Origin of the sequence: Rhizobium sp. YS-1r (assembly GCF_000757525.1) — a bacterium.
Lineage (GTDB): Bacteria > Pseudomonadota > Alphaproteobacteria > Rhizobiales > Rhizobiaceae > Neorhizobium > Neorhizobium petrolearium.
Map to the genome: position 1 here is coordinate 767808 of NZ_JPYQ01000006.1, position 15723 is coordinate 783530.

The window sequence follows — 15723 nt, forward strand, 5'->3', positions numbered from 1 at the left end:
ATTCTCGCCGCCGGGGCTTCCGCTGAGCGGAAATCGACAAATCCGAATTCTTTTCCGCGCGTTGGGCAATGAACGGCGCGCGACGTTGCCGCATGCTTTTTAAAGGGGGCTTTCATGGGTTCACGCTTTTTACGACACCAGCATCTTTGGGCTGGAACTGCCATGGTCATGGCACTGGGTATCACCTCCACGGCTTATGCACAGGAGGCCGCGACGGACGACCAGTCGACGGAGCTGAAACCGATCGTGCTGACGACGGAGAAAGGCGGCCGGGTTGCAGATTCCCCGCTGACACAGACCACTGAGCGCGCAAAAATCCAGGAGCGCATGGTCACCGATTTCAAGGATTTCGCCCGCCGCATCGATGCCGGCGTGAATTTCAACAGCAACACCAAGAGCGTCAATATCCGCGGTCTGCAGGACCAGCGTGTCCTGACGACGATCGACGGCATTCGTCTTCCTTGGCTCACCGACCCGCGCGACAGCGCCCAGGGCGGTGTCAATTCCTTCGATTTCGACAGCTTGTCTTCAGTCGATATCACCAAGGGTGCCGATTCCAGTCGCTACGGCTCCGGCGCACTGGGCGGCGTCGTGGAACTGCGCACCCTCAATCCGGAGGACCTGATCGAGGAAGGCAAGAATTTCGGCGCGCTCACCAAAACCACCTATGACAGCGCGGACCAGAGCGCGGGCGGCAATGCCGCCATCGCCGGCAGGTTCAACGATAGCTGGCTGCTCGTCCAGGGCGGTTACAAGAAGGGCCACGAGACCGAGAACCAGGGATACATCGGCGGTTATGGTACGACCCGAACGGAAGCCAATCCGGCCGACTTCGTTCAAAAGAACCTCCTCGTGAAGTTCCATCAGTATCTGGAAGGCGGTCACCGCTTCGGGCTGACGGCGGACCTCTTCAACCGCGACGAGGACTTCGACAACATGCGCGGCACGACGTCCAGCTATGAGCAGGGCAGCTTCAAGTCCGGCGAGGAAGTCGATCGCAAGCGCTTCTCCGGCTCCTACGACTTCATCTCCCCCGATGGTACCGATATTGTCGACCAGGCGAGCGTCAACATCTATTGGCAGAAGGAAAAGCTGAACAATACGACGGATGCGATCCGGCTGATTGATCCTCGCGCCTTCGCACCGGGCGGTGCCGGCTGGCACTATGGCCCTCCCTACGGCGTCTACAAGCGCGACAACATGATCGAGCAAACCTCCTACGGCATCACCGGCAATGCCGAGAAAGAACTTGAGATCGGCGGAGTGGCGCATGAATTCCGGTTCGGCGGCGAACTTTACTGGCAAAAGACCCACCAATACTCCTCCGGGGTCGATAATTGCCCGGATGTCGACTGGACGACCGTTCCTCAGCCCTATGGCCCGCAGTCCTGCCGCCTTCTGCATTCCAACGCCTCGGACATGCCCGATGTGGATAGCGTTGTGTTCGGCGCCTTCGTGGAAGACGACATCAAACTGATGGACAATCGCCTCACCATCACTCCGGGTGTGCGCTTCGACTGGTACAGCCACGATCCGAAATCCACCGCGGCCTTCGAACGAAGCCCGAACTACGATCCGTCCTATCTGAACTCGAACGAGGACTTCGGTATCTCGCCGAAGCTGCGCTTCGCATGGCAGGCGACTCCCGAACTCGAACTCTTCGCGCAATATGCGAGAGGCTTCCGCGCGCCGACGGTGACGGAACTCTACCAGAATTACGGCGCACCGGGTTCCTATGCCCGCATAGGCAATCCCGACCTCGAAACCGAAACCAGCAACGGCTTCGAGATCGGCGCCAAATATGCGGGGACCGACTATTCCGTTTCGGCAACCGTGTTCAACAACTACTACCGCAACTTCATCGACACCGTCACGATTGCACCGCCCGGCGGAGAATATCCGATCGGCGGCATCACCGGTTACGACAACATCAATAAGGTCCGCATCTACGGCATCGAACTCGCCGGCGAATGGCGGTTCCATCCGCATTGGCGCACCTGGGGTTCGTTTGCCTGGACCAACGGCCGCGATAGCGAAACGGGCGCATATCTGAACTCCGTCGCTCCGCTGCGCGCCATCGTCGGCCTCGGATATGCGCAGGAAACCTGGGGAACGGACGTCTCGCTCACCATGGCGGCGGATCGCGACAAGGTCAGCGGCAGCGGCTTCGAAGCTCCGGGCTACGGAATTGTCGATCTGTCCGCCTGGTGGGCTCCCGAACAGATCGGTGAGGTGGATGTCAAGGGCCTGAAGGTGCAGGCAGGTGTCTTCAACGTTTTCGACAAGAAATATTGGGACGCCGTCAGCGTACCGGACGGCACGACCATCGCCAGCCGCGACTATTACAGCGAGCCGGGCCGAACCTTCAAAGTCTCCATCAGCAAGAAGTTCTGATCACTTCTTGTCCGAGACCGGAAGCGCCGCGCCGCCAGGTGCGGCGTTTTCTCGTTAGCCGCCCTGTCTTGCAACCTTCACCATCGCCAGCTAAGTGACGCGGGTTTCACGAGCCTGGAGAAGACAATCGTATGAAATCGCTGGAGTTGCTGGTCGAACGGATCATCCTGTCGAGCCGCTGGATTCTCGTCGCTTTCTATCTCGGACTGGTGGCAGCGCTCGCCGTCTATGCTGTCTCCTTCGCAGTCAAATTCCTGAAGGTCGCAGAAAACGTCTTCGCGCTCGGCGAGGCGGAGATGATCCTCGCCATGCTCGGCCTGATCGATGCGGCCCTTGTCGCCAGCCTGATCGTCATGGTGATGATCTCCGGCTACGAGAATTTCGTCAGCCGCTTCGACGAGGCCGAAGCCGACGTCTCCTTCCTCGGCAAGCTCGATGCCGGCAGCCTGAAGATCAAGGTCGCCTCCTCGATCGTGGCGATCTCCTCCATCCACCTGCTGCAGATTTTCCTGAATGCCAGCCAGTACGACAATACGAAGCTGATGTGGTACACGATCATCCACCTTGCCTTCGTCGTCTCCGCCGTCATGCTCGGTTGGCTGGAGCGCATCATGTCGAAGGCCAAGGCCGAGAAATACGAAGAGAAGCTCTGAGAGCCACCTTCAGCGAATGGCCCGGAGCGCTCCGGGTTTCCTCGTTACGAATACCGACAGGCCGTCGTGCCACCTCCCGGCGCTTCGCTTTGGCTCCGCGCGTTCGACGCTCAAAACGCTCCACCGGAGGGTTTTGCCAGCAAGCCGTCGCGGCTCACCCCTCACCGATCGCGATCAGGCTGGCATTGCCGCCCGCCGCCGCGGTGTTGACCGAGATCACCTGCTCCTCCGCAAACCGCATCAGGTAGGCCGGGCCGCCCGCCTTGAAGCCGGTGCCGGAAAGCTTGGAGCCGCCGAAGGGCTGCGTGCCCACCACGGCGCCGATCATGTTGCGGTTGATGTAGACATTGCCGGTATCGAGCGCTTCGGTCACCTTGCGAATGGTGGATTCGATGCGGCTATGGACGCCAAGCGTCAGCCCGTAGCCCGTCGCATCGACTGCGGCGAGCACCTTGTCGAGTTCCTTCGCCTTCCAGCGCACCACGTGCAGCACGGGACCGAACACCTCCCTGGTGAGTGCCGCCGGACTGTCGAGCTCGATGATGTGAGGCGCGAAGAAGTTGCCCGTCTCCGGCACGTTGCCGGCATAGCACACCTTCTGCTTCACGCGCATCTCGGCCACGTGATCGGCGAGCATCTGCCGCTGGTTCTCGTCGATGATCGGCCCGACATCGGTATTCTGCTTCGAAGGATCCCCGAGATTGAGTTCGGCCGCCGCGCCCTCAATCATCTTCAACATCCCGTTCGCCACGTCCTCCTGCAGGAACAGGATGCGAAGCGCCGAGCAGCGCTGGCCTGCCGAACGGAAAGCCGACACGACCACATCGTCCGCGACCTGTTCGGAAAGCGCCGTCGCATCGACGATCATCGCGTTGATGCCGCCGGTTTCTGCGATCAGCGGCACGATCGGACCGTCCTTCGCGGCCAGCGTCCGGTTGATTGCCCACGCCGTCTTCGTGGAACCGGTGAAGGCGACGCCGGCGAGCTTCGGATGCGCCGTAATCGCAGAACCGACATCCGGCCCGCCCGGTAAGAGCGCCAGCGCTTCTGCCGGTACGCCCGCCTGGTGAAAGAGCTTGACGGCTTCATAGGCGATCAGCGGCGTCTGCGGCGCGGGCTTGGCGATGCCCGTGTTGCCGGCGACCAGCGCCGCCGATATCTGGCCCAGGAAGATGGCGAGCGGAAAATTCCAGGGCGAGATGCAGCCGAACACGCCGCGACCGCGCCAGAGGTGGCGGTTGTCCTCACCCGTCGGCCCCGGCATCTGTACCGGCGCACCGAAAAGATCGCGCCCCTTGTCGGCATAGTAGCGGCAGAAATCCACCGCCTCGCGGATTTCCGCGATACCGTCGTCCAGCGTCTTGCCGGCTTCCGCCGCGAGCAATGCCAGCAGCCGGTTGCGGTTTTCTTCGAGCAGACCGGCCATGCGTTCCAGGCACGCGGCGCGCGTATCCACCGGCTGGCGCGACCATGCCTTGAACGCCTTGCCGGCTGCAGTGAATGCGGCATCCACATCCGCAGGCGTGGCCTCCTTCACCGTGCCGACGGCCTTCGACCGGTCGGCCGGCGATGTGACCTGCTTTTCCTCCGCCCTGGAGGTCACACCGGCGACGAGCGGTCCGGCCTTTACCTCCGGCAACGGCTTCGACAAATCCCCCATCAGCCGGTCGAGACTTTCGCGATGGCCGAACTCGAAACCAGCGCTGTTCTTGCGGCGGCCATAGATGTCGGAGGGCAGCGGAATCTGCTTGTGCCGCGCGCTGGCACCATCGTCGAGACCCAGCCGCGCCGCCGGCCTTTCCAGCAGTTTTTCGACCGGAACCTGCTTGTCGCCCGCAACCGCCACGAAGGAGGAATTCGCACCATTCTCCAGCAGCCGCCGCACCAGATAGGCGAGCAGGTCGCGATAGCCGCCGACCGGCGCATAGATGCGGCAGGCGATCCGGTCGTTGCTTTCGAGCAGGTCGTCATAGAGCGCCTCACCCATGCCATGCAGCCGCTGGAATTCGAACCCGGTGCGATCCGGGCCTGCAAGTTCCAGAATGGTCGAGACGGTCAACGCATTGTGGGTGGCGAACTGCGGGAAGATGCGTGCACGCTTGGAAAGAAGCTGCTGTGCGCAGGCGAGATAGGAAAGATCGGTCGCCGGCTTGCGCGTCCAGACCGGATAGTCTTCGAGCCCGCGTTCCTGCGCCCGCTTCACCTCCGTATCCCAATAGGCGCCCTTGACGAGCCGCACCATCATGCGCCGGCCAAGCGTCGCACAGAGCTGATCGATATAGTCGATCACCGCAGCCGCACGCTTCTGATAGGCCTGGATGGCGAGACCGAAGCCGTCCCAGCCGGAAAGCGACGGGTGGGAGAAGACGGCAGCGATGACGTCGAGCGACAGTTCCAGCCGGTCGGCCTCTTCCGCATCGACGGTGAAATTGAGCTGATGCTCCTTGGCCATGCGGGCAAGGTCGATGAGGTCGGGAACGAGTTCCTTCATCACTCGGTCGCGATGGGTGGCCAGATAGCGCGGATGCAGCGCCGAGAGTTTGACCGAAATGCCCATCCGGTCGGGAAGCTGCTTGCCCTTGCCGTGCTTCGCCATATGCGCACCGATCGCCTGGATCGCATCCGCATAGGATCGGAAATAGCGCCTGGCATCCTCGGTCGTGCGAGCCCCCTCGCCCAGCATGTCGAAGGAATGGCGGTATCCCTTTTCCTCGCTTTTGGCGGCGCGGGAAAGTGCATCCTTCATCGTTTCGCCCAGCACGAAATGATGGCCGAGGAAACGCATCGCCTGCTTGGTCGCGCTGCGCACCGTCGGCAGGCCGACACGCTTGACGAGACCGCGCAAGATTCCTTCCGGCGTCTCACCGGGGCCGATGACACGGGCCGAAACGGCAAGCGCCCAGGCGGAAGCCGATACGAACCAGCTTTCGCCGGAGGCTTCATGGGTGCTCCAGCCGCCCTCGCGCAACTTGTCCTCGATGAGGCGGTCCTGCGTCAGCGCGTCCGGCACGCGCAGAAGCGCCTCCGCAAGGACCATCAGCGCCAGCCCTTCCCGCGTCGAAAGACCGTATTCCCGCAAAAAATCCTCGACGCCGCCGACCTTGCCCCCGCCATCGCGGATGGCATTGATCATCCGCCTGGCCCGCTGGTCGATTGCCGCATCCTGCGCGGGCGAAAAGCTTGTACGGGCCGCAAACTGTCGGATCAGCCGGTCGTCATCTCCGGCATAGGGCGCGCTAAAGGGAATGAAGGGTTCGACAGTGGCATAGTCGCTCATGGGCATCTCCGTTTCATTCTCCACATAGCGGGAATTCTCTGGTGGTTTCAGCGGATTTTCATGATAATAACTGGAAATAAGACATCATTTTTCTCGATTTATAGTGGAATATGAAGGAACTCGACCGTCTCGACCGCAAAATCCTCCGGGCGCTCCAGAAAGAGGGGCGTCTGAGCAATATAGAACTCGCAGATCGCGTCAGCCTTTCGCCGACCGCGACGGCCGAGCGCGTCAAGCGGTTGACCCGCGAGGGGTATATCCTCGGTTATAGCGCGCAGCTCTCACCGGAGAAACTTGGCCGCAACCTGCTCGTCTTCGTCCAGGTCAAGCTCGATCGCACGACCCCTGACGTTTTTGACGCATTCGCAGCCGCCGTCAAACGCAGCGACGACGTGATGGAATGTCATATGGTGGCCGGCGGTTTCGACTATCTGGTGAAGGCGCGGGTGGCGGGAATGGAAGCTTACCGGCAATTCCTCTCGGAGGTGATTCTCCCGCTTCCGGGCGTCCGGGAAACCCACACCTATGCGGTGATGGAGGAGATTAAGGGAACCGGATATATCCCGGTCTAAAAAATCCTTCCTGCTAAGCTCCTGAAATAGCAAAAAGAAACTGATTGACTATCACAAAATAGGTGAATATTTGCTGCATTGCACGAAATTTTGTTGGCCATTCAAACAGTTTTAGATATTTGTTAACTATAACATAAACATCTGTCAGCTTTGCTCGTATGATCACTCTGGAACGGCAGTCGATCTTGAACAGCGAGATTTCCACCGCGGATTCGCCAGGGGAAATCTTTGCGGCCATGAAGCGCGTCGCCCATGAATTCGGGTTCCGGCACGTCACGCTTTTTGCCGCAGGCTCGCCGGATGAGATTCTGGTATCGCGAATGATCGTCGAGACGACGCTGCCTTCCGCCTATATCCAGGAGTTCGATCGCCGCCGCCTCCTGCGTCTCTGCCCGGTCGCGCCGATCATCTCCAAATCGGTTCTGCCCTATTGCTGGTCTCTCGATGAGTCCGAGAACGTGCGCGGTTTTGCGATCCCTTCAGCCATGGAGGAATTGCAGCGCCGGTACAAGTTGATCACCAGCGTCGCCATGGCCCTGAATTCCATCGATGGCGACCGTTTCCTGCTGCGTTTCGATGGCACTCGGTCGCGGCTGACCCAGGTGGAACTCAACGAGATCGGCATGATCGTGCTGCATGCCTTCGATGTCTTCGACAAGATCCGCCGGAGCGCCAAAACGGCGGGCGCCGGCCCGCTTTCCAGTCGTGAACTGGAGGTTGTCCGCTGGACGGCGCAGGGCAAGACCTCTGCTGAAATTGGCCGCATTCTTTCGTTATCGGATCATACGGTGAACGCCTACATGACCAATGCCATCAAGAAACTGGATTGCGTCAACCGCACTCAGTTGGTAGCTAAGGCACTCAGGCTGCGACTGATAATGTAAGCTCGGGAACACCTTCCCGGCCCCGGGAGGAAGAGATTGCCGTTTTGGGTTCAGCACACCGAAAAACGCGTCAATACTCAATATCAGGAAGTTGGCCTCTCGCCTGACGAGGTGGTTGAACTCGCCTCGGCATTCCGTCTCTACGGCTTCTGGCGGATCGATCTGGACACTGGCCATTTCTTCGCGACCGAGGACCTCTGTCGCCTCTTCGGTCTGGAGCCGCAGGATGGACCTGTGAACCTGATGGCCATCACCGCCCGTATCCACCCCGACGACATGCCGCAATTGATGGAAACCTTCGAGCGAGCCAGCGCCGAGAAACTGATCTACCACAATATCTATCGAGTGAGGGCCGACGCAGAGGATTACAAATATGTCCGCACCGTCGGCAAGTTTCGCGACAGGCCGGGCACCGGCGGCGAAGTCGTCGGACTCACCTACGAATTCTTCGCTCAACACCCCGGCGCTACGTTTTTTCTCGACGAGCCTGACCCCTGATTGGTGGTTTCCAAACTCACCGATCCAGCACCGAGCGCACTTCCACGAGGTTTGAGCGGACCATCAGGGTATGAAAGCCCATGACGGCGAGATGGCTCGGCATGATCAGGCCGTCCTCGCGCCCATTGGAGACGATCGACGGCTGGATGCGCAACGCGGCACGGAACCGGTTGAGCGTTTCATTCCATATCTGCCCGAGATTGCGCTCGCGGATCACCTGGGAAAAGTCGGCGCCGGCACCCGAAAGCACGGCGTAATAACCGTAAAGCTGACCGTAGGCGAACCAGAACCTGTCGTCCGCACGCGTGTCGAACCAGCCGCCTCCGTGATTTTCCGAACGATCGCGCAGGATCGCCGCCGTTCCCCCGAGGTCGTTGGCGATCCGGTCGATGAACTGGATCAGGTTGTCGGCCCGAGTGTCGAAGGTCGCGTTGCAGGCGGAAAGATCCCTGTTGAAGGTCCTCAGCTTCTCGATCGCAGTCCGATAATAGGCCGGCGTCGGTGTCTTGAAGCCGAAGGGATCGAGCCCGAAATACCAGGAATATTCGTCGAACTGCAGGTTGCCGCGCGCGTCCTGCAGGTTGCTGTTGATGCCGGACGTGCCACGAACCCGCCCCAGCGTGTCGACGAGTTCGCTCGAGGTGCGCCGCACCGCCTGGTTCACGCCGCGCTGGAACGAGGCCTTGTTGTCGAGGAAGGGCGTGTGATCCCAGTCGACGCCGAAGAAGCCGAGCCGATAGAGCAGCATCGAGGATATCCAGGCGTTCTGGTTGACGTTCATGTCGGTGAGGTCGGCAACAGCATCGACGATCGCCGACGACTGACACTGCCTGGCGTTCGTGGCGGCTGTGGCCGCGCTGCCGCCGGCGGAGGCTGCGGCCGGTAGTTCCTGTCCGGCCGGCGTGGTGCGTTCCGACCAGCGGTAACTGTCGACGAAATTCGGGTTGAAGCCGCTCCAGATCTGCGTCTGCCAGAAGAAGTAGCCGTAGAAGCCGATGAGAAGCGCGAGAACCGCGAGGATCGGCCCCTTCACCATCCAGTGACGCCGGCCGTACCAGCCATGCGCCGCCATGAACGGCCAGATGAGCCAGGCGACCAGAAGCCCGATACCTCTACCGACGGCCTGGCCGATCCGTTGGAAGAAGGCGGTAATTCCGTCGAGCATCGCAGTCTCCTGTCGGGCGGGGCATCGGATTTGCTCAACACATATTGGCTCGGCTGCCGAAGACAAGGACAAAAATCAACTGTGGGATGTTTTGGATCGGAAGGGGCGTTTCGTCGCGGTCAGGGCCGCATGAATTTGAAATCGGAGATCGCGGGCAGCCGCCAGCCCGCCCCTGCCGGATGTGCCTCGGCAGCCGCCTGTCTGACAGCTTCGGCCGGAAACCGTTCGGCAAAGGCCTCGTTGGCGCGGTCCCTGCGCCGGTCGAGACCGTGGACGCTCAGCATACCCTTGGAGAAACGCTCGATTTCAGGAGACAGGCTCGGAAAGTCTTCAGGCCTTAGGTCTTCGTCGCCGTGCCGCGACACGACCTCGGAAAAGACCTGGTAGAGGATGAGCAGGTCCTCCACGTCGATCAGGAGCTTGTGCATCAGCACGTTGCAAGTGCCGACGCCGGCATTGAGCCCATCGATGAAGGTCTGGAACACCGCGACGAAATCTTCCGTCCGGCGCGCCGCCTCGACGCCTGTCATCGCCTCTCCGTTCTCCCCGTGCAGTTTTTCAATGATGTCCGGCCGGTGGTCGATGAAGGCCTTCAGATCGGCTTCGCCCTTGCTGCGCCGCGCAAGGAGAGTTACGCGCTCTGCCCGCACGAGCGCAGCAAGCCGGTCGGCGCGCCTCAGCAGCTCGGCAAGATGATCAAGCGACACCGACCTGCGCGAACGCGCCAGCTGGCGGCGGCGCATCGCGCTCCTCGATACGAGGCCGATCAGCTTTTCGAATCGCGTCGGCACCTCACGCATGTCGAATTCGCGGGCCCGGAACTCGATCTCGGCCGCAAGCCCCGCCACGAGATGTGCCAAGGCGGCTTCGATCGCCTCCCGTCCCGGCGCGCTCGCCTTGAAGTGTTCCGCTTCGATCGCAAGCTTCGCTTCCTCGGGAAGAGTGAGGCTCTCAGCCGCTTCGGCAAGCATCGACGCCGGCGGCTCAAACGCTTCGCTCGTTGCCACCAACGCGTCGCCGATGCGCTCCATCTCGCTGTCGAAAACCTGGGCCTCCGCCACGCCACCTCTCCTGCCGATCGCAGACAGGATAGAGCATCGGACCGGAAAGTGTGAAGCGGTTTTCCGAAAATCCGGTGCTCAAACAAAAAGTTAGAGAGGCAGTGGAACTATGCCGCGGGCAGCGCGGCGCTGGTCACAAGCCGAGCTTGGCGATTTCCGCTTCCAGCCTTTCCTTCGCCTTCTTCGGCATCTTCGTGGCCTTCACGGCGTCGATATTGGCAGGCGCGTCGCCCACCACGACCAGAGCCACCATGCCCATGCCGTAATGCGGCGTGCATTTGAACACGTAGGCGCCCGGCTTGTCGGCGGTGAACGAAACGTCCTCGCTGATCTTACCCTTGATCGGGGCGACGCCCTCCGGCACGAGGCCCGGCATCGAGACGACATCGTGCCCTTTGTCCACCGCGACGAATTTGATCGTGTCGCCGGGCTGCACCTTCACCGCCGCCGGTTCGAACACCATGGCCTGACCATCGCTCCCCTTGTTGAGCATCTTCACTTCGATCTCGGCACCGAAGGCCGGAAGGGCGAGAAGAGCAAGCGTTGCAGCAAGGGTGAAGGTCTTTGTCGCGTTTCTGCGCATGTAAGCACTCCTGGAAAAACCTGACTTTTAATGGCCAGAATGCCTACTCATCATCCCCATTGCCGGCTTTGACCAGAGTCAATCTCGTCGCACTGCCGCGGCTTTCCGTCCCAGATAGCCAACGAAGACCAAACCGCGATCAGTCGCAGCGCATCCTGTCTTCCCAATGCCGGCGGCAAAGCGACACATATTTCTCGTTTCCACCGACTTCGACCTGTGCGCCCTCGCGCACCAGATTGCCCTCCGCGTCGAGCCGCGCCACCATGGTTGCCTTGCGGCCGCAAAAGCAGATAGTGCGCACTTCCCGCAGCTCGTCGGCGATCGCCAGGAGCTCCAGCGAGCCAGGAAAGAGCTTGCCCTGGAAATCGGTCCTCAGTCCGTAGGCCATGACCGGAATTCCGATCCGGTCGGAGACATGCGCGAGCTGCCACACCTGCTCGGCGGACAGGAATTGTGCCTCGTCCACGAAGACGCAGGCGATCTGCTCTTGCGCATGCATGGCTTCGATCGCCGAAAAGAGATCGTCGGACGACCCGAAAGGGATTGCATCGGAGGAAAGGCCGATCCTGGACGCGACCCGCCCCTCGCCCGCTCTGTCATCGAGCGCAGCGATGAAGATCGCCGTGCGCATGCCGCGCTCCTGATAGTTGTAGGAGGCCTGCAAGAGCATCGTCGACTTGCCGGCATTCATCGTCGCGTAGTTGAAATAGAGCTTGGCCATGCCCCGCTTCTGCTCGCGATCGGGATTCGAGGAAAGCGGGCGAAGCCGATAACCACAGGAAACTCGAACGCGGCTGCGGCGACATGCCGGGAGAATCGGCCAGGAGATATCCCGCACAGCCCTGCTCCCGTCTGGCGGCAGAAATTAGCGTCATGTCACATCCGGCAGGTTCCAGTCGTCATGTGTTCGGAAACTGTCGAAAGCCGACGATGACACAGAGATTGAACCCCTTCACCATAAGCCCCGCTGCAATGCAGCCGTGGATCGAGCTGGGAAAGACGATTCAGACCAATGGCCTTGAGCCGCTGTTGAGAGAGCTCGTCATGACGCGGGCGGCGCAGATAAACGGCTGCACCTTCTGCATCCACCACCACATTGCAGATGCCCGCAAGTATGGAGAGACGGAAGACCGACTTCACCTTCTCAGCGCATGGCGCGAATCCACGCTTTATTCCGACCGCGAGCGAGCCGCCCTCGCCTGGACCGAAGCCCTGACGCTGATTTCCGAAACCCATGCTCCGGATGATGTCTACGAGGCCTTGAACGAACACTTTACTGCGGACGAGCAGGTAAACCTCACTCTGCTGATCGCGCAAACCAACGCCTGGAACCGGATCAACATCGGCTTCCGCAGGTTTCATCCTGCCGAACGGAAAACGGCGGCCTGAGAGCCATCACACCGAATCGGCACTCGGACGCACGCACTGTGCTTGCGTCCGACCTCACCCGGTACAGTCTGCCGAATGCTCGACCGTCCGCGCATACGGAAGACGCGAGTTTCAAGCCTTCCACGATCCACCCCGACTGGCGAACAAATCGAATACCGCCTGCGGCACAGGAAAATGGCCGAAGGATCATCGAAAATGTCGCAAATGGCCCCCTGATCCCGCCGCGAATGCACGCGCTTGCCTCGCCTCAAGAGATATTGATAATGGCGGGAACCAGAAAGACAGGGGAGCAAGTCATGCGCATCACCACCTCGCTGAAGATCACGCTCGCAGCCGCCGCCTCCGTGCTGGTGCTTGCGACGGGCGCCTCCGCCGCCGAGCCGGAAGCCTGCGGCACGGTCCGATTCTCCGATGTCGGCTGGACCGACATCACCGCCACGACGGCCACCGCAAGTGTCCTCCTCAAGGCACTCGGCTACGAGACCGATGTAAAGGTCCTTTCCGTCCCGGTCACCTACAGCTCGCTGAAGAACAAGGATATCGACGTCTTCCTCGGCAACTGGATGCCGACCCAGGAGGCGGACGTTCGTCCTTACCTTAACGACAAATCGGTCGAATCGTTTGGGCCGAATCTGACGGGCGCCAAATACACGCTTGCCACCAACGCCAAGGGCGCCGAGCTCGGCATCAAGGATTTCAAGGATATCGCCAAGCAAAAGGATGCGCTCGAAGGCAAGATCTACGGCATCGAGCCGGGCAATGACGGCAATCGTCTCATCCTCGACATGGTGGAGAGCAACACCTTTGAGCTCAAGGGTTTCGAAGTGGTGGAATCCTCCGAACAGGGCATGCTCGCCCAGGTCGCCCGCGCCGACAAGGCCGGTCAGCCGGTCGTCTTCCTCGGCTGGGAACCGCATCCGATGAACAGCAATTTCAAGCTGACCTATCTCTCCGGCGGCGACGATATCTTCGGGCCGAATTTCGGCGGCGCCGAGGTGTTCACCAATGTGCGCGCCGGCTTCGCGGAAGAGTGCCCGAACGTCGGCGCTTTCATCAAGAACCTGAAATTCTCGCTGGCCATGGAAAACGAGATCATGGGCGGCATCTTGAATGACGGTGATGAGCCGGAAGACGCCGCTACCAAATGGCTGAAGGCGAACGGCGCGGCAATCGAACCATGGCTCGCCGGCGTCACCACCAAGGACGGCAAGCCTGGCCTCGAAGCTGTCAAGTCCGAACTCGGCCTCTGACCATCGGACGGGCCGGTCTCCCGGCCCGCATGCCCTCACCGATAGTTCCCTCCGGAGCAGGCAGGCATAGACGTGAATTGGCTTCCCGAATGGCTGGTGGATTCCGGCGGAAAGATGCGCCTCGGCAACTGGGCGAAGGATTTCGTTGACTGGCTGACCGCCAATGCCGACTGGTTCTTCGACTGGCTGTCGGCCGTGCTGTCGAGCGTCATCGATGCCCTGCTTTTTGTCCTGCAATGGCCGAACGCCTATGTGCTGGTCGCTCTTATCACCGCGCTCGCCTGGTGGCTGCGCCGTTCGGCGGGTATCACGCTCTTCACCTGTCTCGGGCTGCTCCTCATCTATAATCAGGGTTACTGGAAGGAAACGACCGAAACGCTGGCGCTGGTGCTTGCCTCGACTGCCGTCAGCATGGCGGTGGGCGTACCGCTCGGCATTGCCGCGGCCCGCCGCGCCTGGGTCTACGAGATCATGCGGCCGATCCTCGACCTGATGCAGACCATCCCGACCTTCGTGTACCTGATCCCGGCGCTCATTCTCTTCGGCCTCGGCATGGTGCCCGGCCTCATCGCCACCGTCATCTTCGCCATTCCGGCGCCGATCCGGCTCACCCGCCTCGGCATCGTCTCGACGCCCGGTGCCTTGACCGAAGCGGCCGTTGCCTTCGGCGCGACACGCGGCCAGGTGCTGCGCAAGGTGGAACTGCCCTTCGCCATGCCGCAGATCATGGCCGGTCTCACCCAGACGATCATGCTGTCGCTTTCCATGGTGGTGATCGCAGCCCTCGTCGGCGCCAATGGCCTGGGCGTGCCCGTCGTACGTGCGCTCAACACCGTCAACATCGCCCGCGGTTTCGAGGCAGGCTTGTGCATCGTCATCCTGGCGATCATCCTCGACCGCATGTTCCGGACATCCAAGGGAGATGGCGCATGACCGCCCGGAAGACAGATTGCGTCGTCTTCGACCATGTCGACATCATCTTCGGCGATGATCCGGAACGCGCACTGCCGCTGATGGACCAGGGCAAGAGCCGCGACGAGATCAGCGCCGCAACCGGCATCGTGCTCGGCGTCGCGGATGCCTCGCTGACGATTCACGAGGGGGAAATCCTGGTGCTGATGGGCCTGTCCGGCTCCGGCAAGTCGACGCTTCTGCGCGCCGTCAACGGGCTTGCCCCGGTCGTGCGAGGCTCGGTCAGCGTCGCCACGCCGTCGGGACCGGTCGATCCCTACAGGGCAGGCACAAAGGTCCTGCGTGATCTGCGCATGCATACGGTCTCCATGGTCTTTCAGCAATTCGGCCTGCTGCCCTGGCGCACCGTCTCGGAAAATGTCGGCTTCGGCCTGGAGCTCGCAGGTGTCGCGGAGGCGGAACGCAGGAAGCGTGTCGGCGAACAGCTCGACCTGGTCAATCTGACGCAATGGGCCGACCGCAAGGTGGGCGAGCTTTCCGGCGGCATGCAGCAGCGTGTCGGCCTGGCGCGCGCCTTTGCGACCGGCGCGCCGATCCTCCTGATGGACGAACCCTTCTCGGCGCTTGACCCGCTGATCCGTACCCGTCTGCAGGACGAGCTTCTGGAATTCCAGCGGCGGCTCAAGAAGACCATCCTCTTCGTCAGCCACGATCTCGACGAGGCCTTCCGCATCGGCAACCGCATCGCCATCATGGAAGGCGGACGCATTATCCAGTGCGGTACGCCGCAGGAGATCGTCCGTGCGCCGGCCGACCAATATGTCGCCGATTTCGTGCAGCACATGAACCCGATCGCCATGCTGACGGCGGGCGACGTGATGCGTCCGGGCGTCACCGCCGCGGCCGGCGCGACCCCGGTCTCCGCAACCGCCCGTTCCGACACGCCGCTGATCGATATCCTCGACGCCCTTTCCCGCCAGCCGGGCGCGGTCGGCGTGGTCGATAACGGAACGATCATCGGCACCATTTCGGCTGAGGACGTGGTCGCCGGGCTCACCCGCCACCGCCGCCGGGCTGGCTGAAGC

At 61.4% G+C, this 15723-nt stretch carries 14 protein-coding genes; 9 read left to right on the forward strand and 5 right to left on the reverse strand.

Translation table 11 applies throughout. The annotated features are described in order from the left end of the window. Positions 1–114 precede the first annotated feature (114 nt). Together JL39_RS08110 and JL39_RS08115 are read left to right on the forward strand one after the other, a co-directional pair. Positions 115–2394: a TonB-dependent hemoglobin/transferrin/lactoferrin family receptor gene (locus JL39_RS08110; RefSeq protein WP_037148108.1), complete on the forward strand. Its 2280-nt coding sequence runs from the start codon at positions 115–117 to the stop codon at positions 2392–2394. A gap of 131 nt (positions 2395–2525) precedes the next feature. Next, the gene (locus JL39_RS08115) at positions 2526–3047 is read left to right on the forward strand and encodes a TIGR00645 family protein (RefSeq protein ID WP_081952747.1); all 522 of its coding nucleotides are present in this window, start codon (positions 2526–2528) and stop codon (positions 3045–3047) included. 154 nt (positions 3048–3201) lie between these two features. On the opposite strand, the gene putA is transcribed toward JL39_RS08115, so the two are convergent. Further along, positions 3202–6324: a bifunctional proline dehydrogenase/L-glutamate gamma-semialdehyde dehydrogenase PutA gene (putA, locus tag JL39_RS08120; protein ID WP_152601065.1), complete on the reverse strand. Its 3123-nt coding sequence runs from the start codon at positions 6322–6324 to the stop codon at positions 3202–3204. A 110-nt stretch (positions 6325–6434) separates the two neighbouring features. Here putA and JL39_RS08125 point away from each other — a divergent pair, with 110 nt between their 5' ends. The 3 genes from JL39_RS08125 to JL39_RS08135 all read left to right on the forward strand — a co-directional run bounded on the left by JL39_RS08125 (position 6435) and on the right by JL39_RS08135 (position 8278). Further along, on the forward strand, positions 6435–6896 hold the full coding sequence (locus JL39_RS08125) for an Lrp/AsnC ligand binding domain-containing protein (RefSeq protein ID WP_037148112.1): 462 nt from the start codon (positions 6435–6437) through the stop codon (positions 6894–6896). A 158-nt stretch (positions 6897–7054) separates the two neighbouring features. Next, complete coding sequence (locus tag JL39_RS08130) at positions 7055–7780, forward strand: LuxR family transcriptional regulator (RefSeq protein ID WP_037148114.1); 726 nt, start codon at positions 7055–7057, stop codon at positions 7778–7780. Between the two features lie 36 nt (positions 7781–7816). Continuing rightward, complete coding sequence (locus JL39_RS08135) at positions 7817–8278, forward strand: PAS domain-containing protein (RefSeq protein ID WP_052182731.1); 462 nt, start codon at positions 7817–7819, stop codon at positions 8276–8278. A 16-nt stretch (positions 8279–8294) separates the two neighbouring features. On the opposite strand, the gene JL39_RS08140 is transcribed toward JL39_RS08135, so the two are convergent. The 4 genes from JL39_RS08140 to JL39_RS08155 form a co-directional block, all read right to left on the reverse strand. Continuing rightward, positions 8295–9443: a DUF2333 family protein gene (locus JL39_RS08140; RefSeq protein ID WP_037148116.1), complete on the reverse strand. Its 1149-nt coding sequence runs from the start codon at positions 9441–9443 to the stop codon at positions 8295–8297. A gap of 119 nt (positions 9444–9562) precedes the next feature. Continuing rightward, entirely contained in the window at positions 9563–10504 is a 942-nt protein-coding gene (locus JL39_RS08145; protein ID WP_037148118.1) for a hypothetical protein, read from the reverse strand. Between the two features lie 133 nt (positions 10505–10637). Next, positions 10638–11087, reverse strand: coding sequence for a pseudoazurin (locus JL39_RS08150; protein ID WP_037148120.1), 450 nt, complete (start codon positions 11085–11087; stop codon positions 10638–10640). Positions 11088–11226: 139 nt separating this feature from the next. Continuing rightward, positions 11227–11808: a thymidine kinase gene (locus tag JL39_RS08155; protein ID WP_037148123.1), complete on the reverse strand. Its 582-nt coding sequence runs from the start codon at positions 11806–11808 to the stop codon at positions 11227–11229. A gap of 209 nt (positions 11809–12017) precedes the next feature. Between JL39_RS08155 and JL39_RS08160 the strand changes: the two genes are divergently transcribed. From JL39_RS08160 to choV, 4 genes are all read left to right on the forward strand, one after another. Beyond that, positions 12018–12476, forward strand: a complete 459-nt coding sequence (locus JL39_RS08160; RefSeq protein WP_037148125.1) for a carboxymuconolactone decarboxylase family protein — start codon at positions 12018–12020, stop codon at positions 12474–12476. A gap of 296 nt (positions 12477–12772) precedes the next feature. After that, positions 12773–13726 carry a choline ABC transporter substrate-binding protein gene (locus tag JL39_RS08165; protein WP_037148127.1) on the forward strand — a complete coding sequence of 318 codons (954 nt, stop codon included), beginning with the start codon at positions 12773–12775 and terminating at the stop codon, positions 13724–13726. Positions 13727–13840: 114 nt separating this feature from the next. Further along, positions 13841–14659 (forward strand): choline ABC transporter permease subunit, encoded by an 819-nt coding sequence (gene choW / locus JL39_RS08170; protein WP_037148695.1) that lies wholly within the window; start codon positions 13841–13843, stop codon positions 14657–14659. Further along, positions 14656–15720 carry a choline ABC transporter ATP-binding protein gene (choV, locus tag JL39_RS08175; RefSeq protein ID WP_037148128.1) on the forward strand — a complete coding sequence of 355 codons (1065 nt, stop codon included), beginning with the start codon at positions 14656–14658 and terminating at the stop codon, positions 15718–15720. Before choW ends, choV begins: the two co-directional genes overlap by 4 nt. The last annotated feature ends 3 nt before the right edge of the window (positions 15721–15723 follow it).